Source organism: Parafrankia sp. BMG5.11, assembly GCF_004337455.1.
This window is the reverse complement of the sequence record NZ_SJXI01000036.1, coordinates 216,031-239,682: the sequence shown is the minus strand read 5'-3', so window position 1 is coordinate 239,682 and position 23,652 is coordinate 216,031. Positions and strand designations below refer to the sequence as shown.

Here is a 23,652-nt window from a genome sequence, read left to right as displayed (position 1 = left end):
CCTGACGATTCCACATCGCGGCGGCGCGCACGCAACATGGTCGGCCGAACACGCGGGCGGATCGGCCGACCACACGGACGCCTCGGCGCGGCCGCTCGGACCGCCGTTCCGGGGGGCCGAGCTCGACCGTTCTAGACCGCCGCCTCGGGAGTCTCGGCCCGCGCGGCGCGGCGGCGGCGCAGCCACCCCCGACCAGCGCGCCCCGCACGCCCTGCGCGGCGCGCCTCGGCGCGCGCCGCGAGGTAGACGACGGCATCCGGCTCGCGGCGGGCGAAGGCCAGCAGCATGCCCAGCGCGCCCATCGTCGGCAGCAGCGCCGATCCACCGAAGGACACCAGTGGCAGGGTCACCCCGGTGATCGGCAGGATTCCCACGACCGCGCCCATGTTCACCACGGCCTGCGCGATGATCCAGGCGGTGACCGCCGTGGCGGCCAGCCGGATGAACAGGTCGTCGGCGCGGTGCGCGATCCGCAGGCCCGCGTAGCCCAGCACGCCGAACAGCGTGACGGTCACCAGACTCCCGAGCAGCCCGAGCTCCTCGCCGATGATCGCGAGGATGAAGTCGGTGTGCACGGCGGGCAGCAGATCCGGCCACTTCTCCCGGGAGGCGCCCAGCCCCTCCCCCCACCAACCACCGGACGACAGCGCGTAGATGCCGTGGACGGCCTGGAAACCGGTGTTGTTCGGGTCGGCGAAGGGATCCCGGAAGGACATCAGTCGTTCCAGCCGGTACGGCGCGCTGATCGCCAGGACACTGGCGCCGGCGACCATGCCGCCGAGCAGCCCGGCGTAGATCCGCAGCGGGGTGCCGATCACCCAGAGCACCGCCAGCGGGACGACGGTGACACAGATCGAGCCGCCCAGGTCGGGCTCGAGCATGAGCAGCAGGTCGACGAACAGGAAGCCGGGCACCACCGGGATGATCAGGTGCTTCCAGTTGACCAGCAGCCGGCGCTTGCGGACGAGGACGTCCGAGCACCACAGCACGAGGGCGATCTTGGCGAACTCGCTCGGCTGCAGGGTGTACGGGCCGATCGGGATCCACTGCCGCGAACCGTTCTCGACGTGCCCGATCCCCGGGACGAGCACCGCCATCAGCAGCAGGACGGTCACGCCCAGCAACGGGTAGGCGGCGGCCCGGAAGACCCGGATCGGCAGGCGGCTCGCGACCAGCAGCAGCGGGATGCCGATGCCGGCCCAGGTCGCCTGCCGCAGGAACAGCGTGTAGGCCGAGCCGAAGTCCTGGAAGGACCGCGGGGCGGACGCCGAGAGCACCATCACCAGGCCGAGCAGCAGCAACAGGCCGGCGGAGGAGAGCAGCAGGTAGTACGAGGCCAGCGGGCGGTCGAGGACGGGCGTGCGGGGGTCGCCGACCCAGCCCCGCCTGGCCCCGGTGGCCTCCGGCCCGCCGGTGCCGGGGCGCAGCCCGCCGGCGCCGCCCGTGTCGGTGGCGGCCTCGGAGCCCGCCGCGCCGGCCCCGCCCGCGCCGGTCGTGCCCGGGCCGGTGCTCCCCGCGGGCCTCGACCCGGCGACGGCCGTCCCCGTTCTGGTGGTTCGCGCACCCGTCATGCGCTCACTCACGCTCCCCCTCTCCGGTGCCGCGCTGGGAGGGAGAGCGCCGGCGGTCAGCCTCCCCGCGCTCGCACGGCCGCGGCGAACAGGTCGCCGCGCTCCGCGTAGTCACGGAACATGTCCATCGACGCCGCCGCGGGCGCCAGCAGCACGGTGTCGCCCGGTGCCGCGAGCTTCGCGGCGGCCTCCACCGCATCGTCCATGCCCGCGGCCCGTTCCACGGGGACATCGGGGGCGTGTCGGGCGAGAGCCGCGGCCACCTCGTCGGCGCACTGGCCGATCAGGACCACCGCGCGCAGCCCGTGACGGGCCGAGACAACGAGATCGTCGAACTCAAGGCCCTTGTTCAGACCGCCCGCGATCCACACCACCGACGGGTAGGCGCGCAGCGACGCCGCGGCGGCATGCGGGTTGGTGGCCTTGCTGTCGTCGACGTAGCGGACGCCGCCGCGCCGGCCGACGGTGACGTTGCGGTGCGCGCCGGGCCGGAACGACGCGAGCGCCGCGCCGATGGCCGCCGGGTCCACCCCGTCGGCGCGGGCCAGCGCGGCGGCGGCCAGCGCGTTGGCGATGTTGTGCGATCCCAGCTCAGCGCCGGTGGCGAAGCCGGGGAAGCGGTCATCCCGGAACTGGCCGCCGCCGAACGGGCCCGGCCCGTCGCCGGTCCCGGCCGCGCCGGCCCGGGTGCCACCCGCCACGGCGCCACCGACCCTGCCGCCGGCCGGCCCGCCGCCGGTGATGCCGGTGGCGGGCGGGCGCCGCCCGGGTGAGCGGCCGGCCGCGCCGAGATCGGCCACGGCGATCAGCCGCCCGCCGGAGAAGGCCCGGTCGACCAGGTACCCGTTCACGACGGTCAGGTCGGGCCGTGGGGTGGCGTTCGGGTCCAGCCCGAAGGTGACCCGCCGGCCCGGCGCCCGCGACAGCAACTCCAGGCTCACGGGGTCGTCCACGTTGCCGACGGCGACGGTGTGCGGGGCCGCCCAGATCCGCGCCTTCGCCGCCGCGTAGGCGTCGGCTCCGCCGTGCCAGTCGAGATGGTCCGGCGCGACGTTGAGGATCACCGCCGCGCGCGGGGCGACGGTGGAGGTGTAGTGCAGCTGGAAGCTGGACAGCTCGACGGCGAGCGCGTCGTAGGGCGGCCGGGTCTCGACGGCCGCCACGATGGGCGTGCCGATGTTGCCGGCTGTGGTGGCGCGCCGCCCCCCGGCGACGAGCATCGCGCCGAGCATCTCGGTCGTGGTGGTCTTGCCGTTCGTGCCGGTGACCGCGAGCCACCGGGACAGCCCGCGCCACCGCCAGGCGAGCTCCACCTCGCCCCACACCGGTACCCCGGCGGCCTCCGCCGCCCGCAGCAGCGGCGTGTCCGGTGGGACACCCGGCGAGGTGACGACGAGCGACGCTGCCCCGGCCTCGGCCGGCAGGCCGCCGAGCCGGACCTCGATTCCCTCCGCCCGCAGCCGCTCGGCGGCGGCGCGCTGGCCCGGGCCGTCGGCCGCGTCCACCACGACCACCCGGGCGCCGCGGGCCGCCAGCGCACCGGCCGCCGCGGCGCCGGAGACGCCCACTCCGACGACCGTGACCTGAGCGCCGGCGAGCGCCGCGCCCGCGGGCACCGGTGTGGCGGAAGTACTCATGGTCAACCGCCCCCGTGGGAAAGATACTCGGCGTAGAACAGGCCCAGGCCGAACGCTACGGCCAGGCCGGAGACGATCCAGAACCGGATGATCACCGTCGTCTCCGGCCATTCGGCGAGTTCGAAGTGATGGTGGATGGGCGCCATGTTGAACACCCGTCTCTTCGTCGCCTTGAAGAACGCCACCTGGATCATGACCGACAGCGTCTCGATGACGAACAGGCCCCCCAGCACGAACAGCAGCAGCTCGGTGCGGCTGACGATCGCGATGCTGGCGAACGCCCCGCCGAGCGCGAGCGAGCCGGTGTCCCCCATGAAGATCTTCGCCGGGCTGGCGTTCCACCACAGGAAGCCGAAACAGGCCCCCATCGCGGCGGCGGAGACCAACGCGACGTCGAGCGGGTCGCGCACGTAGTAGCAGCCCTCGGTCAGCGCCCCGGCCTCGCAGACGTTGCCGAACTGCCAGAAGGAGATCACCACGTAGGCGCCGAAGACCATCGCGGACGTGCCGGCGGCCAGGCCGTCCAGGCCGTCGGTGAGGTTCACCGCGTTCGAGGTCGCGGCGATGATGATCCAGGCGAGCAGCGGGAAGCCGATCAGGCCGATCGAGAACCCGGTGTCGCGCACGACCGAGATGAACGTCGAGCCCGGCAGCAGCCCGCTGTCGTTCTTGAACCGGACGGCCAGCAGCCCGAACGCCAGCGCGACCGCGGCCTGGCCGGCGAACTTCGTCCGGGCCGTCAGCCCCAGGCTGCGCTGCTTGCGGATCTTGATGTAGTCGTCCAGGAAGCCGACCAGGCCCAGGCCCGTCATCACCATCAGGACCAGCAGGCCCGAGGCGGTGAAGCCGATGCCGGTGACCAGGTGCGAGACGAAGTACCCGGCGAGGGTGGCGAGGATGATGACGGTGCCGCCCATGGTGGGCGTGCCGCGCTTGGTCAGGTGGCTCGACGGCCCGTCCTCACGGATCTCCTGCCCGTAGCCCTGCCGCCGGAAGAAGCGGATCACCGACGGGGTGCCGAGCAGGGAGATGACCAGCGCGACCAGTGCCGCGAAGAGAACTCCTCTCACGCGAGCGTCACCCGCGCACGCCTGGTTCGCCGGAGTGTCCCACCGTGTTCCACGTGTTCTCGATCCCCTCGATCGCGGCGCCGGCGGCGCCGTCCCGCCGGCCCGCTGGGCCGGCCCCACCATCCGCGGTCAGCCCCGTGGCCACCCGCTCGAGCCCGAACGACCGGCTCGCCTTCACCAGAACCACGTCACCCGGGCGGACCTGCGCGGCCAGCAGCGCCAGCGCCTCGTCCACCCCGGGCACCCAGGTCGACTCGCCGGCCCAGGCGCCCTCGTGCTCCGCCGCCTGATGCACCCGGCGCGCCCCGGCGCCGACCGCCACCAGCCGTGACACGCCCAGCCCGGCGGCGAGCCGCCCCAGGGTGTCGTGCGCGGCCTCCGCGTCGGCGCCGAGCTCGCCCATCGGACCCAGCACCGCCCACGCCCGCCCCGCTCCCCGCATGTCCATCAGCGCGGTCAGGGCCGCGCGCATCGACTCGGGGTTCGCGTTGTAGGAGTCGTTGAGCACGACCACGCCGTCCGCGGTGGTCGTCACCTCCATCCGCCAGCGGCTGCGCGGGCGGGCCTCCTCGAGCGCTGCCGCGGCCTCGGCCGGCGCGAGGCCGAGTGATGTCGCCACCGCCGCGGCGGCCAGCGCGTTGGCCACCTGGTGCGCGCCGACGAGGCCGAGGCGCAGCCGGTGGCGCTCCCCGCCGGCCAGCAGGTCGAACGCGGCCCGGCCGTCGCCGCCCACCTCGACGCGCTCGGCGCGGACGTCCGCCGCCGCGACGCGGCCGAAGGTGACCACCTGGGCGCCGGCGCGGCCGGCCATCGCCGCCACCAGCGGATCGTCGGCGTTCAGCACGACCAGGCCGGTGGCCGCCTCTGCGAGCTCGCCCTTCGCCGCGGCGATGCCGTTCCGCCCGTCGGCGTACTCCCCCACGTGCGCCGACCCGACGTTGAGCACCAGCCCGACGTGCGGGCGGGCCACCGCGCACAGCGTCGCGATGTGCCCGATGCCGCGGGCGCCCATCTCCAGCACCACGAACGCGGTGTCGGGCTCGGTGCGCAGCAGGGTCAGCGGCAGGCCGATCTCGTTGTTGAACGAGCCCACCGCGGCGACCGTCGGGCCGAGCCTGCCGAGCAGGTCGGCCAGCAGGTCCTTGGTGGTCGTCTTACCGGCCGAGCCGGTCACCCCGACCACGGTCGCCGGGGCGAGGTCCCGCAGGTGCGCGGCGAGCGCGGCCAGCGCCGCCGCCGGGTCGGCGGCGACGACGGTGGGCACGCCCGTCTCCCGGGCGCCGAGGACGGCCACCGCGCCGGCCGCGACCGCGCCGGCGGCGAAGTCGTGCCCGTCCACCCGTTCACCGGGCAGGGCGACGAACAGCGCGCCCGGGCCGACCTGACGGGAGTCGATCACCACCGACGTGACCGGGGTCAACCGGTCCGCGCCGGCGGTGAGCCGGCCACCGGTGGCGGCGGCCACCTCGGCGAGAGTCAGCGCGATCATCGGCTCGCCGTCGCCAGCAGCGCGGAGCGCAGCACCTCGCGGTCGTCGAACGGCGTGACGACACCGGCGACGTCCTGCCCGCTCTCGTGCCCCTTGCCGGCCACGATCACGGCGTCGGTGGGCCCGGCGGCGCCGACCGCGAGCGCGATCGCGCTCGCCCGGTCCGGCTCCACGACGATCTCGCCCGCTCCAGGGGCGCCGCGGGCGCCGGCCAGCATCTGCTCGAGGATGCGCGCCGGGTCCTCGGACCGGGGGTTGTCGCTGGTGAACACGGCCAGGTCGGCCAGCCGCGCCGCGGCCGCGCCCATCAGCGGCCGCTTGGCTCGGTCGCGGTCCCCACCGCAGCCGAGGACGACGACCACCCGCCCGGTCACGATCGGGCGCACGGCGGCGAGCAGCGTCTCGACCGCGTCGGGGGTGTGGGCGTAGTCCACGAGGGCGAGGAACGGCTGGCCGGCGTCGATCCGCTCCATCCGGCCCGGGACCCCCGGCAGCGACGAGATGCCCTCGGCCGCCGCCTCCAGCGGGACACCGACGGCGGCCAGCAGCGCGAGGGCGCCCAGCGCGTTGGCGACGTTGAACCGGCCCGGCAGGGCGAGCGAGAGGTCCGCCTTCGCGCCGTCCGGGCCCAGCGCGCGGAACACGCTGCCGGCCGGGCCGGCGACGACGTCCTCCGGCCACCAGTCGGCCGGGCGGCCGGTCACCGAGTAGGTGCGCGCGTCCGGGCGCAGCGCCGCGAGCCGGCGGCCCCAGTCGTCGTCGACGCAGACCACGGCGGCCGCGCTGCGGGCGGGCTCGAACAGTGCCGCCTTCGCCGCGAAGTAGTCCTCCATCGTCGGGTGGAAGTCGAGGTGGTCCTGGCTGAGGTTGGTGAAGGCGGCGCCGGCGAAGCGCAGCGCGTCCACCCGGTGCTGGGCCAGCGCGTGGCTCGACACCTCCATCGACGCCGCCCCGACGCCCCGCTCCACCATCGTCGCGAGCAGCGCCTGCAGGTCGCCGGACTCGGGCGTCGTGCGCACCGAGGGCACCACCGTTCCGGCGACCCGGGTCTGCACCGTGCCGAGCAGGCCCGTGGTGTACCCGGCGGCGCGCAGGCCGGCGTCCAGGAGGAAGGCGGTGGTGGTCTTGCCGTTCGTGCCGGTGACCCCGAGCAGGGTCAGCGCGCTCGACGGGTCGCCGTAGATCCAGGCGGCGGCCGGCGCCAGGTCGCGGCGCGGGTCGTCGGTGACGAGCACGGGCACCGCGAGCCGGCCGGACAGCGTCGCGGCGCCCACCGGGTCGGTGAGGACGGCGACGGCACCGGCGGCGACGGCACCGGCGGCGAAGTCGGCGCCGTGCACGTGCGCGCCGGGCAGCGCCGCGTAGAGGTCGCCCGGCAGCACCGCGCGCGAGTCGTGGGTGACGCCGGTGAGGACGACACCGGCGAGGGCCGCCCCGCCCGACGGACCGGGCGCGACGGTGATGGATCTGAGGACGTCGGGCAGAGCGGTGAGCGACCGCGGTGACGGCGCTGCCGGACGTAGTGCCGGGGTGGTCACGGGGACGACCTTAGTGGGCGGGCAGGCGGGGGATCCGCACGGGCGCCGTGGACGGCGGTGGTCCACCGGGCCGACGCGCAGGTGTCGGGACAGCCTGGGCCAAACCGGCGGCGACTCCCGGCCCCCGGCCCCCGTCGTGGACGGGCGCGCGACGTCCCGCGCTCGCCCGTCCACGACGCTCTCCCCGGTCCGCGGTGCCTTCCCCGTCCGCGGTGCTCCTGCTCGTCCTCGGTGCTCTCGCCCGTTCTCAGCGGTCGAGGTCGAGCACCAGCGGTTCGGGCCTGGTCCCCGGCGGCGGCACGCCCAGCGTGGTGAGGGCGAAGCTCATCACCCGTTTGAACACCGGCGCGGCGACCTCGCCGCCGTAGAAGCCCTTGCGCGGGTGGTCGAGCACGACCTCCACGACGACCTGGGGGTCGTCGGCCGGGGCGAAGCCGATGAACGTCGAGACGTAGCCGTCGTAGCCGCCGTTGACCGGGTCGTACCGCTTCGCCGTGCCCGTCTTGCCGGCGACCCGGTACCCGGCGACCTCGGCCGCGGGGGCGGTGCCCTGCGTCGTCGCGACGGCCTCGAGCATGCGGGTGAGCGTGGAGGCGGTCTCCGGGGAGACCACCCGGCGCTCGGGCGCCCGCGGGGTGGGCCGTGTGACCCCGTCCGGGCCGGTGATCGCGTCCACCAGCCGCGGCGCGACCCGCATGCCGCCGTTCGCCACGGTCGCGTAGACCGACGCCATCTGCAGGGCCGTGGCCGAGGTGCCCTGGCCGTAGGCGATGGTCGCGGCCTGACTGCCCGACCAGTCCGCGGCCGGCGGCAGGATGCCGGCGGCCTCGCCGGGGAAGTCGACCTCGGTCGCCTTGCCGAGCCCGAACGCGCGCATCATCTGCTCGAGGTTGTCGTTGCCGACCCGCTCGGCGACGAGCACCGTCCCGATGTTGCTGGACCGGGCGAGCACGCCGGCCGCGGTGAGGTGCTCGGTGCCGTGCGGCTCCGAGTCCGTGATCGTCACCCCGCCCCGCTCGATGGACGGCGGCACGGTGATCGGGGTCGTCGTCTCGATCAGGTTCCGGTCCAGTGCCGCGGCCATGGTGATGACCTTGTTGACGCTGCCGGGCTCGAAGGCCTGGCCGGTCGAGCGGTTTCCGATCGCGTCGATGTCCCGGGAGGTGATGTTGTTCGGGTCGAACTGGGGCGCGTCGGCCATCGCGAGCAGGTCACCCGTCTTCGGGTTCATCACGACGATCGTGCCGCCGTCCGCCTCCGAGGTCCGCACCGCCTCGGCGATCGCGCTCTGGGCGTCCCACTGGATGTAGTTGTCGATGGTGAGGCGCAGTGTGGAGCCGCTGACCGGGTCCTTCTCCACGCTCTGCGCCGAGGGGATCTCCCGCCCGGACGGGTCGGCCTCGATCTGGCGGCGCCCGTCCGTCCCGCGCAGCACGCTGTCGTAGGCCAGCTCCAGGCCGCCGGCGCCCACGATCGCGTCGTTCTCGCCGAGCTTGGTGAAGCCGACGAAGTTGGCGCCCAGGGTCAGCGACGGGTACCAGCGCCCCCGCTCGGGAAGGACGCCGATGCCGCGCAGGCCCAGCTTGTCCACCTCGTCCCCGACCGCCCGGTCGAGGCGACGGCCCAGGTACACGAACCGCACCTGGGGATCGTTGGACGTCATGCTCTTGCGCAGCGTGTTCTCGGACTCGCCGAGCAGCGGGGCCAGCTTGCGCGCCGCGTCGACGACCTGGGCCTCGTTCATCAGCCACGGGTCCGCGTACACGGCCCGGCGCTCGACGTCCTGCGCCAGCGCGTCGCCGTGCCGGTCTGTGATCATGCCACGGTCGGCGGGCAGGACGGACTTGCGCAGCCGCTGCTGCTCGGCCTGCTCCGCGTAGTTGGACGAGGCGAAGCCCTGCAGCTGCGCGAGCCGGCCGGCGATCACGACCAGGACGGCGATCATCAGTACCACCGACACCCGGACCCGGCGGCGGGGGCTGGCGAGGACGAACGGCCGCGACGGCCGCGGCGGCGTGCCCCCGAGGCCGCGGCGGATCGAGGTGGCCCGGTTGCGGCCCGCCCCACCGCTCGAGGGATGCGGGCGCCGGACGGGGGGGATCCGCCCGGACGTCGTCCGGCTGGCCGCCCCCCGGGTCGGGTTACGCCGGCCGGCCGCTCCGCGGGCGGAGGTCGTACGGGCGGATGTGGCGCGGGCGGCCTGGTCCTGGCGGAGCTGCTCACGTGGCGTCGCCGAGCCGGCGGCCGCGCTGCGCAGCGGAGACACCCGTGGGGACGACCGACCCGCCCGGGCCGTCGCCGCCCGGCGCTCCCGTCCGGCCGCGGCGGGGCGGGGCCGGCGCGCCGCCCGTTCCGTGGCTTCGGCGGCGGCGTCGTCCCAGGTCTGTTCGTCAAGCTCGTCGCGGTCGTCGCGGTCGTCGCGGTCGTCGCGGTCGTCGCGGCGTCGGTCGCCGCCGCGGGGGGGTGGGGTCACCCGGCCGCGGCCGCCGTCCGGGTCACGGCCGGAGAACCGGCGCACGGACGGATCGAGCAGGTCGTCACCGTCGTGGCGCGCGGACCGCGCGTCCGGGCTCCCCGGCTGCGGGTTCGTGACGAGACGGAGTCGGTTCCGACCGCGGCCGGAGGACGGACCGCGGGTCGTCTGGCTCACTGACCGGCTCCCGCCTCTCCGTCGGTCCCGGTGTCGGTCCCGGTACGGGCCTGCGTATCGGCGGCGGACCCGGCCGCCTCGCCGCCAGCCGCCGCCTCGCCGCCAGCCGCCGCCTCGCCGCCAGCCGCGGGCTGGGTGGACGTGCCACCCGCGCCGGAGGCGCCCGACTGAGCCGAGGCGCCGGACTGGGTGGCCGCGGAGTCCGTCGCCGCGGCGGCGCCGGCCGGAGCCGCCGACGGGCCCGGGACCACGACGAGCAGCATGCCGCTGCCCGCGTCCCGGGTCAGGACGCGCGCCCCGGGCGGCAGCGGCGCGTTGGCCGGCAGGTACTCGGGAACGCCGCCGGGCACCATCCCGAGCTGGTTCGCGCGGGCGGCGAGCTGCCCCGGGTCGGACTGCTCGTCGAGCTTGAGCGACAGCTGCTGCTCCTGCCGGGTCAGCTCGGTGGACTGCCGCTCGAGCTCGTCGGCGTGGAAGGAGTTCTCCATCAGCGCCGTGTTGAGCAGGAGCAGCGACAGCAGTCCCGCCCCCATCAGCACGAGCAGCAGCACCACGAACGGCCCGCGCGGCGCCGTGGACCGCGCCGGCACCCGCAGCACCGACAGCCCCGGCCGCGCTCCCCGCCGCAGTGGTGAGTCGAGCAGGGGAACCGTGGTCGCGCCGACCGCCATCGCGGACGGCCGACGTCCCGCACCGGACCGGCCCGTTCCCGATCGTCCGGTGGCTGTCCGTCCCGTGCCCGAGCGCGCGCTGCCGGGCCGGGCCGGGACGGTGTGCCCCGCGGTCGTGCGCGCGCCGGTCGTGCGCGTGGCGGTCGTGCGCGTGGCGCTGGACGAACGGGCCGCGCTGGACGAGCGGGCGGGCGCTCCGGCGCCTACCGCGCCCACGCCGGCGGCGACCGGCCGGCGACGGGCGCGGCCGGGCACGGCCACCTCGTCGGACGGGTCGGCGCGGCGTCCGGCTTCGTCGGCGTACGCGGGCTCCCCGACGGGCGACCCGGCATCCGCGAGGTCACCGGCCGTGGAATCGCCGAACGCGGGCTCGCCGGCCACAGGCTCGCCGAGCGTGTGGTCGCCGGCCGCCGGCTCGCCGGGGGCCGTATCGCCGTAATTGACGCCGCCGTATGCGGAGTCGTCGTAGACGGGGTCGCCGTAGCCGGACGCGCCGTACGGCGCGTCCTCGTGGGGCGCGTCCGCGTAGGGAGCGCTGTCGTAGGGCGCGTTCTCGTAGGGCGTGTCGTCGTAGCCGGTGCTCTCGAACGCGGCCACGTCATAGGCGTACGCGGTGCCGTCGTGCGCGGCGTCGTGCGCGGCGCCCGGGTAGGCGGCCACGTCGTGGTCTGTCGCGTGGTACTCGGAGCCGGACGTGTGATGACCCGGACGGGCGCGACCGCGGGGCAGCGGGTTCGCGGGAGCGGTCATCGGACACCTCCGGTCTGGTTGTGCGCGCGGCCCGGTTCGGCCGCCGTGCGTTCCGCCGCGCGCAGCCGGACCGACCCGGCGCGCGCGTTCTGTTCGATCTCCGTGTCGGAAGCCGGCTCCGCGCCGCGGGTCAGCCACCGTAACGTCGGCCGGGCGTCATCCGGGATGACCGGCATGTCCGGCGGGACGGAGGGCACCGAGCGCGGCGTCAGCACCCGTTTCACCAGCCGGTCCTCCAGGGAGTGATAGGAGAGGACGACCAGGCGGCCCGCCACGGCCAGCGCGTCGAAGGCGGCGGGCACCGCGCGCTCGAGCACCTCGAGCTCGGAGTTCACCTCGATGCGCAGCGCCTGGAAGGTGCGCTTGGCCGGGTTGCCTCCGGTGCGGCGCGCCGCCGCGGGGATGGAGTCGCGGACCAGGTCCACCAGCCGCGCGGAGGTGGTGAACGGCGCGGCCTGGCGCTGGGTCACCACCGCCCGGGCGATGCGGCGCGCGAACCGCTCCTCGCCGTACTCCCGCAGCACCCGGGTCAGCGCGTCGACGTCGTAGTTGTTGAGGACGTCGGCCGCGGTGGGGCCGCGCTCCTGGTCCATCCGCATGTCCAGCGGGGCGTCCCGGGAGTAGGCGAAGCCGCGCTCGTCGAGGTCGAGCTGCATGGACGAGACGCCGAGATCGAACAGGACACCGTCCACCGACGGCACACCGAGCCGCTCGAGGACGTCCGGCAGCTGGTCGTAGACGGCGTGCTCGAGGTCGACGCGGTCACTCAGGCCGACGCGGTCACCCAGGCCGGTGAGGCGGCGCCGGCTGTGCTCGAGGGCGGTGGTGTCCCGGTCGAGACCGATGAGGCGGACCTGCGGGAAGGCCTCGAGCAGCGCGTGCGAGTGACCGCCCAGCCCGACAGTGGCGTCGACGACGACCGCACCGGGACGGCGCAGCGCGGGGTCAAGCAGCTTGATCACGCGCTCGGTCAGCACCGGCGTGTGCGTGACGTCCACTGCCAACCCCTCGGCCGCTTGTCGGATCTGGTGTTTCGGATATGCGGGCGGGCACGCCGGTGCGTTGGCGGGTACGCCGTCCCCGGCGGCCATCGGGAAGGGAACGGCCGGAAGAGTCGTACACCCAGGTCCCGCCCCGCTCGATCCGCCGGACGCCGGGGAAGTGGTGTCCGGTGGGAGCGGGGGGAGACCTCGACAGACGACCGGATGGTGACGCGACGCCTTCGACGACTCAGATGACTCCGGGCAGGACCTCCTCCGACAGCTCGGCGAAGGTCTCCTCCTGGTCGGCGAGGTAGGTGTCCCAACGCTGGGAGTCCCAGATCTCGACCCGGGTGTTGGCGCCGTTGACCACGCACTCGCGGACCAGCCCCGCGTACGCCCGCAGCGGCGGCGGAATGGTGATCCGCCCCTGGCGGTCGGGGACGTCGTCGGAGGCCGACGAGAAGAAGACGCGGCTGTAGTCGCGAAGCGCCTTCGCGGTGACCGGAGCGGTACGGAGGGACTCACTGATGCGGGTGAACTCCGCCAAGGGGAACACGTAGAGACAACGTTCCTGCCCCTTCGTGATCACTAGCCCCCCCTCCAGCTCTTCGCGGAACTTCGCAGGCAGAGTCAGCCGCCCCTTGTCGTCCAGCCGCGGCGTGTGGCTGCCGAGAAACACCGGAGCCTCCCCGCCAGGCCCGGAGAGACGCGCCGTGACCATCAGACGACGACTGGTTCACCAGCCGGCGGCTACCCGCGAGCTCCCCACCCCCACTGCGCGCCACTCTACCCCACTCCCCCCCACCCGACACCCCCAAGACACCCCGCTCCACCCCACCGCTCCCACTCCGGGCTCGGGGGCGGTAAGCGCTCCGTAGGGAGGCTGGTATAAATCGCCGCAAACCAGGTTGATACACGACAGTCAGGCGGCGAAAAAGGGAACAAATGACCCCTCGCCCGGGTACGGACGACCGGGCCGCAGCCCACGGCCACAACCGCAACGGCGGCCATCACCGACCAGTCCTCCCGGACCCCCCCTTATGGATGTCACACTCGTGGGGGAGTGCTCCGCGTCAGGATGATGTCCGGGCTGTTCCGGGGTTGCTTCCGGGGGCGGCGTCCAGGGCGGCGACGGTGCCCCCGCGCACGACATCCCCGCACCGGGGGCGACGACCGGGACACGCGATCCGAAGGAGGCCCGCACCGTGGTGACGGAGCCGGGAGTACTGCGCTGGCGCGACCCGGCGGGCGAGATCGATCATCTGTCCGAGGTCGCCGACCGGATCGGCCGCTCGGTGGAGACCGTCATCGACGGCAAGTCGGATGTGGTCCGCACGGCTCTGGTGGTCCTGTTCGCCGAGGGGCACCTCCTCATCGAGGACGTGCCAGGCGTCGGCAAGACCATGCTCGCCAAGGCCCTCGCCCGCTCGATCGACGCACGGGTGCGGCGGATCCAGTTCACTCCGGACCTGCTCCCCAGCGACGTGACCGGCGTCAGCGTCTACAACCAGGGCACCCGCGACTTCGAGTTCCGGCCGGGCCCGGTGTTCGCGAACATCGTGGTCGGCGACGAGATCAACCGGGCCGAGCCCAAGGCCCAGTCGGCCCTCCTGGAATGCATGGAGGAGCAGCAGGTGACCGTGGACGGTGTCACCTACCGCCTCGAGGCCCCGTTCATGGTCGTCGCCACCCAGAACCCGATCGAGATGGACGGCACCCGGGCGCTCCCCGAGGCCCAGCGCGACCGCTTCACCGCCCGGGTCTCGATGGGCTATCCCTCGCCCGGCGCCGAGCTGGCGATGCTCGACAACCACGGCCAGAGCGACCCGCTGACCAACGTCGTCCCGGTCACCACCGCGGCCGAGGTCGCCAAGCTGGCGAACGCGGTGCGCTCGGTGCACGTCTCCGGCGAGGTCCGCCAGTACATCGTCGACCTGGTCGGAGCCACCCGGCGGCACCCGGAGATCACGCTGGGCGCGTCCCCGCGGGCCACGCTGCACCTGATCCGTACGGCCCGGGCGCACGCCGCGGTCAGCCGGCGCGGCTATGTGCTCCCGGACGACGTCCAGGCGGTCGCCGGCCCGGTGCTGGCGCACCGCCTGCTGCTGCATCCTGAGATCATGCTGTCGGGTGAGCCGACGAACGACATCGCGGCCCGGATCGTGACCGACCTGATCGCCCGGATCCCGATCGCCCGGCAGGACCCGGCACGTCCCTCGCGACGTGGCCGTTAGAGACACGTGCGCGACTTCCTCGCTGCGGTACGCGGGCTGACGGTCCGCGGCCGCTCGTTCCTCGCCGCGGGCGGGGCGTGCGTGGCCTCGGCAGCGGTCATCGGCGAGCAGGACCTCCTCGCGGTCGGTGCCCTGCTTGTCGCGCTGCCGCTGTTCGCGGCCGGGTTCGTCGCGCGGACCCGCTACCGGCTGGCCTGCACCCGCCGGTTGGAGCCGCCGCGGGTCACCGCGGGCGACACCGTCTCGGTACGGATCCGGCTGGACAACGTCTCCCGGCTGCCGTCCTCGGTGCTGCTCGTCGAGGACACGACCCCCAACCTCGGCCTCCGCGCGCGCTTCGTGGTGGACCAGATCGAGCCGGGCGGCTCCCGTGACCTCTCCTACCCGCTGCGCGCCGGGGTCCGCGGCCGGTACCAGGTCGGCCCGCTCACGATCCGGCTGACCGACCCGTTCGGCCTGTGCGAGCTGGAGCGCAGCTTCCGGGGGCGGGACGAGCTGATCGTCGCGCCCGCCCTGGAGCGCCTGCCGCTGACGCCGCTGGTCGGTTCGTCCTCGCTGAACAACGAGGTACGCCGCTCGTCGGCACGGGCGGGTGAGGACGATTCCACCACACGGCCGTACCGCTCCGGCGACGATCTGCGCAAGGTGCACTGGAAGACCACGGCCCGGCTGGGTGAGCTGATGGTGCGCCGCGACGAGCGGCCGCTGACCGGCGCCGCCACCGTGCTGCTCGACACCCGGCACACGGCCTGGCCCGAGATGGACCGGGACGACCCCTTCTCCTGGGCGGTCGGCGCGGCCGGCTCGATCGCGGTCAACCTCGCCCGCAGCGGCTACGGCGTCCGGCTGATCGCCGACACCGGTGTCGCGGCGACCGGTCCCGGCAACGCCGTGGGCGCGCTGCTCGACGAGCTGGCGGTCATCGCGCCGACCCCGTCGGCCACCCTCAGCCCGGCGCTGGCCAGTCTGCGCTCGGCTGAGCACTCCGGCATGGTCGTCGTCGTGCTCGGACGCACCGACCAGGCGACGGCCTCGATGATCGCGGGTGCCCGGCCGCGCAACGCCCCGGCCATCGCGGTGCTGGTGGATCTCGCCGGCTGGGGCGCCTCCCCGGCGGCCGGGGGCGACCTGGAGGTCACCCGGCACACCCTGACCAGGCACGGCTGGACCGTCCTGGTCGCGGGTGCCGGGGCCCGCCTCGCCGACACCTGGCCGCAGATCTTCCGTCCGGGCGCGTCGGCCGGGCGCCGGTTCGCCGTCGGGAACGCCGTCGGCGGCATGGCGCGGGTGTCGTACGGGTCCGTGTCGGGCACCGGTCCGGCCGCCCACGCGGGGTCCGCCCCCCGCGCGGAGCACGACGCCTCCGCCCGCCGGGCCGGCGCGGCGCCGAACGGCGGCTCGCTCCACGGCGGCTCGCTCCACGGCGGCTCCCCCCACTACAGCTCGCCCAACGGCAGCTCGCCCAACGGCGGTTCGGCCAACGGCGGTTCGGGCCACAGCGGCTCCCCCAACGGCGGCTCGGTCGGCGGCTCGCACGGTCGGGACGCCCGCCGCGGCGCGGCGCCCGCCGAGGGTGGGGCGGACCGGGCCCCCGCCGACCCGACGCCACCCCCGCCCGCGACCGCGACCGCGACCGGCCCGCTGTACCGGCCCGGCTCCCCCCACGAGCCCGCGACCCCCGCCACCGCGGGAGGCGGCCCCCCACCGAATGGTCGCGGATGGTGACCCCACGGCCGTTCTCCGCCGCGCTGGGCGGGATGGCCTGTCTACTCGCCAGCGCCGCGCTGGCCCCGCTGTTCGACGGGTTCGGCTGGTGGTTCGGCCCCGTCCTGATCGCGACGGCGGTCGCCGTGAGCACCGCGGTGCTGGGCCGGCTGCTCGGCGCCCTGTTCCGGCTGCCGGCGTCCACCGGCATCTGCCTCAGCCTGATCGGCCTGCTCACCACCCTCACCAGGGTGAGCGCACGGGACACCGCCCTGCTCGGCGTGATCCCGACGCCGTCCACCGTGACGGCGCTGCGCGAGCTGGCGCTGGCCGGCAAGCACGACATCGGCGAGCTCGCGGTGCCGGTGCCGGAACGGCCCGGCCTGGTGGTCCTGGTCTTCGTCGCCGTGTACCTGGTCGTCATGGCGGTCGACCTGATCGTGGTGGTCGTGGACCGGCCCCCGCTGGCCGGCCTGCCGCTGCTCGGCCTGTTCGTCGTGCCGGCCGCCGTCCTGCCGGCCGGGGTCGGCACGCTTCCCTTCGTCCTCGCTTCTGTCGGCTTCGTCGCGCTGATGCTGCTGGACGGCAACCGGATGGTGACCCGGTGGGGCCACCCGGTCGGTGACCGGCCCCCCCGGGTCATCCGCAACGGACTGGGATCACTCGGTGCCCGGGTGGCCGTCGGGTCGCTGGTGATCGCGGCGGCGGTGCCACTGCTGGTGCCCTCCCTGGACGGGCACGGAGTGATCGACAACGGCGGCGGCAGGCGCTCGGGCGACGGCCCGAGCTCGGCGAGCGTCGTGCAGCCGATCGTCTCGCTCTCCCAGCAGCTCCATGACGACCGCGAGATCCCGCTCCTGCGCGTCACCACGGACAATCCGCAGTATCTGCGACTCACCGCTTTGGAGAACTTCGACGGCCAGCGCTTCACCCTGCGGGCCCTGAACGCGACGAAGGAAGCCCGGGTGAGCGAGGGCCTGCCCGGACCGGAACGGGGCGTCCGCACGATCTCGACCACCGCGTCGGTGGCGGTCTCCGGCGAGATGGCCGAGCGTTACCTGCCCGTGCCGGGCATTCCCACCGACTTCGACGGGCTCGCCGGCGACTGGCGCCTCGCCGAACCGACGGGCACCGTCTTCTCCACCCGCACCTCCACCGCCGGGCTGCGCTACACCGTCAGCGCGGCGGTCCCCGACCCCACCGCGCAGCAGATCGCCGCCGCCACCGGCCCGGTGCCCGAGTCGATGAACGTCGTCACTCAGCTGCCGCCGGACGTCGACCCACGGCTGCGGACACTGCTCGCCCAGATCACCACCGGCGCGAGCACCGGCTACGCCCGGGTCCTCGCCATCCAGAACTTCCTGCGCGGCTCGGAGTTCACCTACGACCTCAACGGCGCACCCACCGTCCAGGACGGCGCGCTCAGCGAGTTCCTCTTCGAGAGCCGGCGCGGGTACTGCGAACAGTTCGCGTCCGCAATGACCGTCCTGGTGCGGATGCTGGGGCTGCCCGCCCGGGTGGCCATCGGTTTCACGCACGGCACCCGCGCTGCCGACGGCACCTGGGTGATCACCAACAAGCAGGCACACGCCTGGCCCGAGGTCTGGTTCCCGACCCTGGGCTGGCTCCCGTTCGAGCCGACCCGCCGCTCGGACGGCGCGACCCCGGCCCCGGACTACGCCCCGTCGACGACCGAGCCGACCACCGGCCCGGACCCGGCCGAAGTCCCCCAGGGGAACGGGGATGTCGCCGTCGAGCCGACGCCGAGCGCGGTGCCCGTCCCCGACGACCAGGGCGGGGCGGCCGAGGAGCTGACCGCCGAGGCCGACGCCAAGGCCGCGGGCACCCACAAGGACACCTTCCCCCCCTCCTGGCTGCCCTGGGTCGGGCTGGGTCTCGGGATCCTGGTCCTGCTCAGCATCCCGGCCCTGTCCAGGGTGGCGCTGCGGCGCCGCCGGATGGGCTCGGGTGGCCCCGACCGCCAGGACGCCGAGGCAGTCGCGCGCGTGCACGCGGCCTGGGCCGAGTTGGTCGACGTGGCCGCCGACCTCGGCATCCACCTGCGGACGAGCGACTCACCGCGCTCGGGCGCGCAGCGGCTCATCGCCTACCTCGAGGCCGGCCCCGAAGCCGGGTCGGCGGAGGTCGACGCCGCCCGGCAGGCCCTGATCCGGATGGCAATGGCCCAGGAGCGGGCCCGTTACGCCCCCGCCGGGATGGCCGCGCCCGATCCGGGCGTGGACGTCCTGGCCGACCTGGCTCTGGCCCGCCGGGTGCTGTGGTCGGTCGCGCCCCGGGGCCGCCGCGCGATGGCGACGGTGGCCCCGCCGTCGATGATGCAGCGGGCGCGGGAGATCCCGGTGCGCGATGTTCTCGGGCGCATCCGGCACCGGGCCGATGACCCGCCGGACAACGGCGCCGACGACGACCAGGAGGCCGGGGTCGGTGCCTCCGCCGGCGGGCGGACACACCCGCCGCAGCCGCCCGCCTGAGATCGCGCCAGCCCGAGCCCGACCGAGACCGGGCTCGAGCGAGACCGGGCTCGAGCGAGAACCCGTCTGAGCCACCAGGCTGAGATCGGCTCACCGCCGGGCTCAGCCTGGCCGGGCTCCGGGAGCGGTCCCGATCAGGGACGGTCCTCCCAGCGGCGGCGCCACCGCTCCTCCACCCGTTCCATGAACGACTGCCGCGCCGGGCGCGACCGGCCGCCGGAACCGGGCCTGGATTTCGACCCGTGCGGGCGACGACCGACGTCATTGCCCCGGCCGCTGATCCGACGCAGGTCGGCCGCCCCCCGCAGTGCCGCGAAGAGCATCATCAGGAACCCCAGGATCCCCAGGATCACGGTGAGGGGTACCTGGTTGAGGACCACACCCACGACCAGGACGACGAGACCGAGCGCGAACAGGACCCCGCTGCGCCGCACGCGCCGCAGGAGGTAGGTCCTGGGGTTCGTCGACCGGACCGTGCTCGCGAACTTGGGATCGTCCTCGACGAGAGCGCGCTCGATCTGCTCCAGTAGGCGCTGCTCGTTCTCCGAGAGCGGCATCGACGCTCCTCCCACGACCTTCAGGCCCGCCGGACGGAACCTGACACCCAAGAATAGGCATGTGCGGGGCCGAGGCGGTAGGCAACAGGTCATGCTGTGTCCAAGCCGGTTCGAACCCACTCCGACCAGAGCTATTCGGCGTACTGGGCTCCTGCCCGGGCCAGCGGGGTTCATGCCATGCTCATCGTACGATCATGCCGTTCGGTGATCGTGGCCGCGGCCGTTCCAGGGGCGTTCGAGCCTTCCAGGACACCGGATTCACACTCGGCCAGGCCCCCACTCACGGGGAGGAGCCGGGCGCGGCGGGCGGTCGGGCAGCAGCGACGCGGGCCGGACGGACTCCTCCCCGAACCGCCGGCGGGCGCCGTCGGTGGCCCGGTCGACCTCGGCCCAGCCTGACGGCCGCTCGTCGAACGCCAGTTGGTGGCTCGTCCGCCCGGCGGCGGACAGCCGGGCCGCCCGCACCCCGAGCAGGCGCACCAGCGGGCGGGATGTGGCCCTGAGCTCGTCGAACAGCTCGCCCGCGGTGCGGTAGATCACCCAGGTGACGTCGGTCGGCTCGGCGAGGGTACGAGCCCGCGTGACGGTGCTGAAGTCGGCATGCCGGACCTTGATCGAGATGTTGCGGGCGACCTGGCCCCGGGCCCGCAGGCGGGCCGCGACGCGCCCGCTGAGGCGGAGCAGCTCCCGGGCGAGCCGCTCGGGGTCGGCCAGGTCGGCGGAGAAGGTCTCCTCGGCGCCGACGGACACGTCGACGCCGTCAGGCTCGACGCGGCGGCCGTCCCGCCCGTGCGCGAGCGCGTGCAGGTGGCCGCCCGCGCCCGCTCCGAGGGCGCGCCGCAGCGTGTCGGCGGGCGTGCGCGCGATGTCGCCGATCGTGCGTATCCCCAACCGGGTCAGCGCCTGCTCCGTCCGCGGCCCGACCCCCCACAGCGCCGCGGTCGGCAGTGGGTGCAGGAAGGCGAGGACCTCGTCGGGGGGCACCACCAGCAGGCCGTCCGGCTTGCACCGGGCTGAGGCGATCTTCGCGACGAACATCGACGGCGCCACCCCCACCGAGCAGGTCAGGCCCTGTTCGGTCGCGATCCGGCCGCGGATGGCCCGCGCGATGTCGACCGGGGTGCCGAACAGCCGCCGCCCGCCGCCCACGTCGAGGAACGCCTCGTCCAGGGAGATCGGCGCGACCAGCGGCGTCACGTCCCGGAAGACGTCCATGATCGCGCGGGAGACCTCGCGGTAGCGGCCGTGATCGGCGGGGACGACCACCGCTGTGGGGCACAGCCCGCGGGCCCGCGCCATCGGCATGGCGCTGCGCACCCCGAAGGCCCGAGCCTCGTAGGTCGCGGAGAGCACCACGCCCCGGTTCCCCCCGCCCACAATCACTGGACGGCCACACAGCTCGGGGGCGTCCCGCACCGCGACCGAGGCGTAGAAGGCGTCCATGTCGACGTGCAGGATCCGACTGTCGGACGGCCCTGCCCCGCCGGGCTCCAGTGGGGCGGGCTCCGGCGGGGGCTTCACCGCGGGCCGTCAGCGCGGCAGCAGGAACCCGATGACCAGGCCGACGGCGAGGCTGCCCACCGAGAGCCCGGCGACCCGTACCAGCCAGGTGTTCCGTCCTCTCTCCATCGGCCGCGCCCGCCCGGACGGCCCCGCCGCCGGCCGCCGCCCCACCACGGGCCGCCAACGCGCCAAGGGCGGCCTCGGCACCGCCCGGCCGGCGCGCCGCTCGTCCACACCAGCGACCACCACCGAAAACCACCACCCTCAGTAATCATCAAACCCCAAGCTGTAACCGATGGTGACCGAACGTAGGTCTCGACGCAAGAGTGGGCCGTCATCAGTGGGGCGTCATCGGAAGTCCCTGGAGCGCCCACCCACCGCCACCGCGGCAGTGGGCTCTCGACGATCATGTTCACCACGCCTTCCGCGCTCTCCAGCCGGCCGCGCACGATCAGTGCCACCGCCGTTGCATGTGAGCGCCTGGTAGCGCCCGGTCATGCCGCCTCGCCTCTCGGTGAGGAACCCCCGGTCCGACCCGCTCGCGCGGTGCCGGGTTCCCGTTTCACAGCCACCCGCCCAGCAGGCTGGGTCCTACGGTCGGCTCCACGGGCGTTTTCCGTCTCCGACGTACTGGCGGCGACGAGGTGACGCAGGTTGACCGCGGCGTTCAGGTCGCGGTCGATCACCAGCCCGCAGGACTGGCAGGCGAAGGTACGGTCCGACAGGGTGGGGCTTGGGTTTCGCCAGCCACAGCCGGAACAGGTCTTCGAGGACGGATACCAGCGGTCCGCGACGTGGAGCCGCGAGCCGTACCAGACGGTCTTGTAGGTGAGTTGACGCCGGATCTCGGCCATGCCGGTGTCCGAGACCGCGCGAGCGAGCCGGCGGTTACGGACCATCCCGGCGACATGCAGATCCTCGACGATGACAGTGGCGTGCTTGGTCGCCAACCGGGTGGTGAGCTTGTGGAGCCCGTCGCGCCGCTGGTTGGCGACGTGGGCGTGCAGGCGGCCCAGTGCGGCGGCGCGCCGGCGGCGCCCGGCACTGCCCGGCTTCGAGCGGGCATAGGCCCGGGACGCGGTGCGCAGCCTGCGCAGCGAGCGGGTGAGTGGCCTGGGGTTGTCGACCTGCTCACCGGTCGACAGGACAGCGAGGTGCTTCACTCCCGCGTCGACACCGACCGCGCCGCCCGCACGTTGGCGGGCCGACGGGTTCTGGGGGATCTCACGATCGATCTCGACGGTGAACGCCACGAACCAGCGGCCCGCCGTGCGCGACACGGTCGCACCGAGCAGCCGGGCGGACCCGGCCGCCAACCGGCCGGTGAGCGCACCCATCGCCTCGTGGACCTTGACCCGGCCCAGGCGGGGCAGCTTCACCTGTAGGTCGCTGGCCGGGCCGTAGGCGCCGGTCGTGTACCGGAACGAGTCGCGGGCCCTGCCCCGCTTCTTGAACCGGGGGAAACCGACCCGCTTCCCCTTCCGCTTCCCCGTGCGGGAATCAGTGAAGTTCTTCAACCCGCGGGCGAGCTGGTCCAGTCCGGACGAGTACGCCTCCTTCGAGCACGCCGACCACCACGGGGCGGCCTCGTTCTTCGCCGCGTTCCACGCACGCCGCAACGCGGGCAGCGTCCACGGCACCGGGGTGAGCAGGTCCCCGGTCAGGCCATACGACTTCTCGGCGTCTCGCTGTTCGAGCGCGGCCTTCACCCGAGCCAGACCCCAGTTGTAGGCAAACCGGGCCGCCCCGGCATGTCTACGGAGATCCGCGAGCTGGGCGTCGTTCGGGTCGAGCGCAAACCGGTACGCCTGGAGAACCTTCACGGCACGTCCGCGGTAGCGGCGGCCACCGCGCGGGCGGCCCGGTCCGCGGCGGTCCGGCGGCCATAGAGCCGGGCACACATCGACGTCAGGATCTCCGTCATGTCCCGGACAAGATCGTCGACCTGGTCGGCCGGGTCGACGACGACGAGTCTGCGACCTGACGCGGCAAGCGCCGCCTCGACAGAGTCGGCGCCGAACCAGGCGAACCCGTCACGATGCTCGACGACGATCGTCGTCACCGCCGGGTCACGCAGCAGAGCGAGGAACTCCCGCCGAGGGCCGTCGAGTGCCGACCCGACCCCGTTCACAGCCGCCCACTCCTTGAGATTCACACCACCACCACACAGCGCCACTCAGCGCTAACTGGCACTCAACTGACAACAGTTTTCAACCCCACGGGGACGCGGCCTGCGCCAACGAGGGCTGGGAGGGCACGCCGAGCGCCGCCTCGACGAGCCCGAGGAAGATCTCCACCTGGCGGACGAGGTCGTCGGCGTCCCTGGTCGTCACGACGGCGAGCCCGGCCTCGGCCGCGGCCCGCCGCCCGGCACCCGCGGCGAAGAACGCCGACCACTCCTCGAGCTCGGGGGCCACCAGCGCGAGCAGCCGCCACGCGCTCACCGGGCGGCCCCGACGACCCGGGCGGGGCTGCGCGCGGGCAGCGAGAACGGCGGCCGCGGCCCGCAGGGCGGCGAGATGCGCCAACGCGTAACGCTCAGCCGCCGGGCGGGTGAAGGCCGCCTCGGCCAGCCCGCGCCGGGCCGAGGTGAGGAGCTCGTCCCGGGAGCGCCGCGGGAGCCCCGAGGCGGGGAGCATCGTCCGGCCCGGAAGCTGCCCGGGGACCGGCCCGCGCGGACCGGAACCGTCGTGACGGCTCACCGTGCCCTGGCGGCCCACCGCGCTCTGGTCGCCGGCCACTCCGAACCCACTGACAGTGCTTCGCCGAACCGCACCCACTGGGATCACCTCTCCGATGCCGA

16 protein-coding genes and 1 pseudogene are annotated in these 23,652 nt (G+C 74.4%); 3 read left to right on the top strand and 14 right to left on the bottom strand.

The features are described from left to right. Positions 1-131: 131 nt before the first annotated feature. From ftsW to mraZ, 9 genes are all read right to left on the bottom strand, one after another. On the bottom strand, positions 132-1,571 hold the full coding sequence (gene ftsW, locus E0504_RS24850) for a putative lipid II flippase FtsW (RefSeq protein ID WP_131625963.1): 1,440 nt from the start codon (positions 1,569-1,571) through the stop codon (positions 132-134). A 56-nt stretch (positions 1,572-1,627) separates the two neighbouring features. Further along, a complete protein-coding gene (murD, locus tag E0504_RS24845) occupies positions 1,628-3,208 on the bottom strand; it encodes a UDP-N-acetylmuramoyl-L-alanine--D-glutamate ligase (protein ID WP_131625944.1) in 1,581 nt (526 codons plus the stop codon). 2 nt (positions 3,209-3,210) lie between these two features. Next, positions 3,211-4,278 carry a phospho-N-acetylmuramoyl-pentapeptide-transferase gene (mraY, locus tag E0504_RS24840; protein ID WP_071063813.1) on the bottom strand — a complete coding sequence of 356 codons (1,068 nt, stop codon included), beginning with the start codon at positions 4,276-4,278 and terminating at the stop codon, positions 3,211-3,213. Between the two features lie 7 nt (positions 4,279-4,285). Continuing rightward, a complete protein-coding gene (gene murF, locus E0504_RS24835) occupies positions 4,286-5,767 on the bottom strand; it encodes a UDP-N-acetylmuramoyl-tripeptide--D-alanyl-D-alanine ligase (protein ID WP_112106089.1) in 1,482 nt (493 codons plus the stop codon). Next, positions 5,764-7,305 (bottom strand): UDP-N-acetylmuramoyl-L-alanyl-D-glutamate--2,6-diaminopimelate ligase, encoded by a 1,542-nt coding sequence (locus E0504_RS24830; protein ID WP_112106088.1) that lies wholly within the window; start codon positions 7,303-7,305, stop codon positions 5,764-5,766. Before E0504_RS24830 ends, murF begins: the two co-directional genes overlap by 4 nt. 247 nt (positions 7,306-7,552) lie before the next feature. Further along, positions 7,553-9,955: a penicillin-binding protein 2 gene (locus E0504_RS24825; protein ID WP_131625943.1), complete on the bottom strand. Its 2,403-nt coding sequence runs from the start codon at positions 9,953-9,955 to the stop codon at positions 7,553-7,555. Continuing rightward, the gene (locus E0504_RS24820) at positions 9,952-11,376 is read right to left on the bottom strand and encodes a hypothetical protein (RefSeq protein WP_131625942.1); all 1,425 of its coding nucleotides are present in this window, start codon (positions 11,374-11,376) and stop codon (positions 9,952-9,954) included. Before E0504_RS24820 ends, E0504_RS24825 begins: the two co-directional genes overlap by 4 nt. Continuing rightward, positions 11,373-12,374, bottom strand: a complete 1,002-nt coding sequence (gene rsmH / locus E0504_RS24815; RefSeq protein ID WP_112106085.1) for a 16S rRNA (cytosine(1402)-N(4))-methyltransferase RsmH — start codon at positions 12,372-12,374, stop codon at positions 11,373-11,375. Before rsmH ends, E0504_RS24820 begins: the two co-directional genes overlap by 4 nt. A gap of 232 nt (positions 12,375-12,606) precedes the next feature. Next, entirely contained in the window at positions 12,607-13,038 is a 432-nt protein-coding gene (gene mraZ / locus E0504_RS24810; RefSeq protein ID WP_026239192.1) for a division/cell wall cluster transcriptional repressor MraZ, read from the bottom strand. Between the two features lie 526 nt (positions 13,039-13,564). Here mraZ and E0504_RS24805 point away from each other — a divergent pair. The 3 genes from E0504_RS24805 to E0504_RS24795 are packed head-to-tail and all read left to right on the top strand — an operon-like array spanning position 13,565 to position 18,789. Then, positions 13,565-14,593, top strand: a complete 1,029-nt coding sequence (locus E0504_RS24805) for a MoxR family ATPase (RefSeq protein ID WP_020462582.1) — start codon at positions 13,565-13,567, stop codon at positions 14,591-14,593. Positions 14,594-14,599: 6 nt separating this feature from the next. Continuing rightward, complete coding sequence (locus tag E0504_RS24800) at positions 14,600-16,318, top strand: DUF58 domain-containing protein (protein ID WP_131625941.1); 1,719 nt, start codon at positions 14,600-14,602, stop codon at positions 16,316-16,318. Next, on the top strand, positions 16,312-18,789 hold the full coding sequence (locus tag E0504_RS24795) for a transglutaminaseTgpA domain-containing protein (protein ID WP_112104786.1): 2,478 nt from the start codon (positions 16,312-16,314) through the stop codon (positions 18,787-18,789). The genes E0504_RS24800 and E0504_RS24795 overlap by 7 nt, the downstream gene beginning before the upstream one ends. A 134-nt stretch (positions 18,790-18,923) precedes the next feature. Here the strand turns inward: E0504_RS24795 and E0504_RS24790 are convergent, their stop codons facing one another. The 5 genes and pseudogenes from E0504_RS24790 to E0504_RS24765 form a co-directional block, all read right to left on the bottom strand. Next, positions 18,924-19,346 (bottom strand): DUF3040 domain-containing protein, encoded by a 423-nt coding sequence (locus E0504_RS24790; protein ID WP_020462585.1) that lies wholly within the window; start codon positions 19,344-19,346, stop codon positions 18,924-18,926. Between the two features lie 258 nt (positions 19,347-19,604). Next, positions 19,605-20,867 (bottom strand): DNA polymerase IV, encoded by a 1,263-nt coding sequence (gene dinB, locus E0504_RS24785; protein ID WP_112104787.1) that lies wholly within the window; start codon positions 20,865-20,867, stop codon positions 19,605-19,607. Positions 20,868-21,343: 476 nt separating this feature from the next. After that, positions 21,344-22,672 (bottom strand): IS607 family element RNA-guided endonuclease TnpB, encoded by a 1,329-nt coding sequence (tnpB, locus tag E0504_RS24775; RefSeq protein ID WP_112104789.1) that lies wholly within the window; start codon positions 22,670-22,672, stop codon positions 21,344-21,346. Continuing rightward, a pseudogene (locus tag E0504_RS24770) lies at positions 22,669-22,980 on the bottom strand (IS607 family transposase); the annotation flags it as partial. The pseudogene E0504_RS24770 and the gene tnpB, both read right to left, overlap by 4 nt. A gap of 79 nt (positions 22,981-23,059) precedes the next feature. Next, positions 23,060-23,629 (bottom strand): SAV_6107 family HEPN domain-containing protein, encoded by a 570-nt coding sequence (locus E0504_RS24765; RefSeq protein WP_235013602.1) that lies wholly within the window; start codon positions 23,627-23,629, stop codon positions 23,060-23,062. Positions 23,630-23,652 lie beyond the last annotated feature (23 nt).

Coding starts and splice junctions, on each gene's coding strand:
- ftsW (WP_131625963.1), bottom strand. CDS start 1,571: ATGACGGGTGCGCGAACCACCAGAACGGGGACGGCCGTCGCCGGGTCG.
- murD (WP_131625944.1), bottom strand. CDS start 3,208: ATGAGTACTTCCGCCACACCGGTGCCCGCGGGCGCGGCGCTCGCCGGC.
- murF (WP_112106089.1), bottom strand. CDS start 5,767: ATGATCGCGCTGACTCTCGCCGAGGTGGCCGCCGCCACCGGTGGCCGG.
- E0504_RS24820 (WP_131625942.1), bottom strand. CDS start 11,376: ATGACCGCTCCCGCGAACCCGCTGCCCCGCGGTCGCGCCCGTCCGGGT.
- E0504_RS24795 (WP_112104786.1), top strand. CDS start 16,312: ATGGTGACCCCACGGCCGTTCTCCGCCGCGCTGGGCGGGATGGCCTGT.
- E0504_RS24790 (WP_020462585.1), bottom strand. CDS start 19,346: ATGCCGCTCTCGGAGAACGAGCAGCGCCTACTGGAGCAGATCGAGCGC.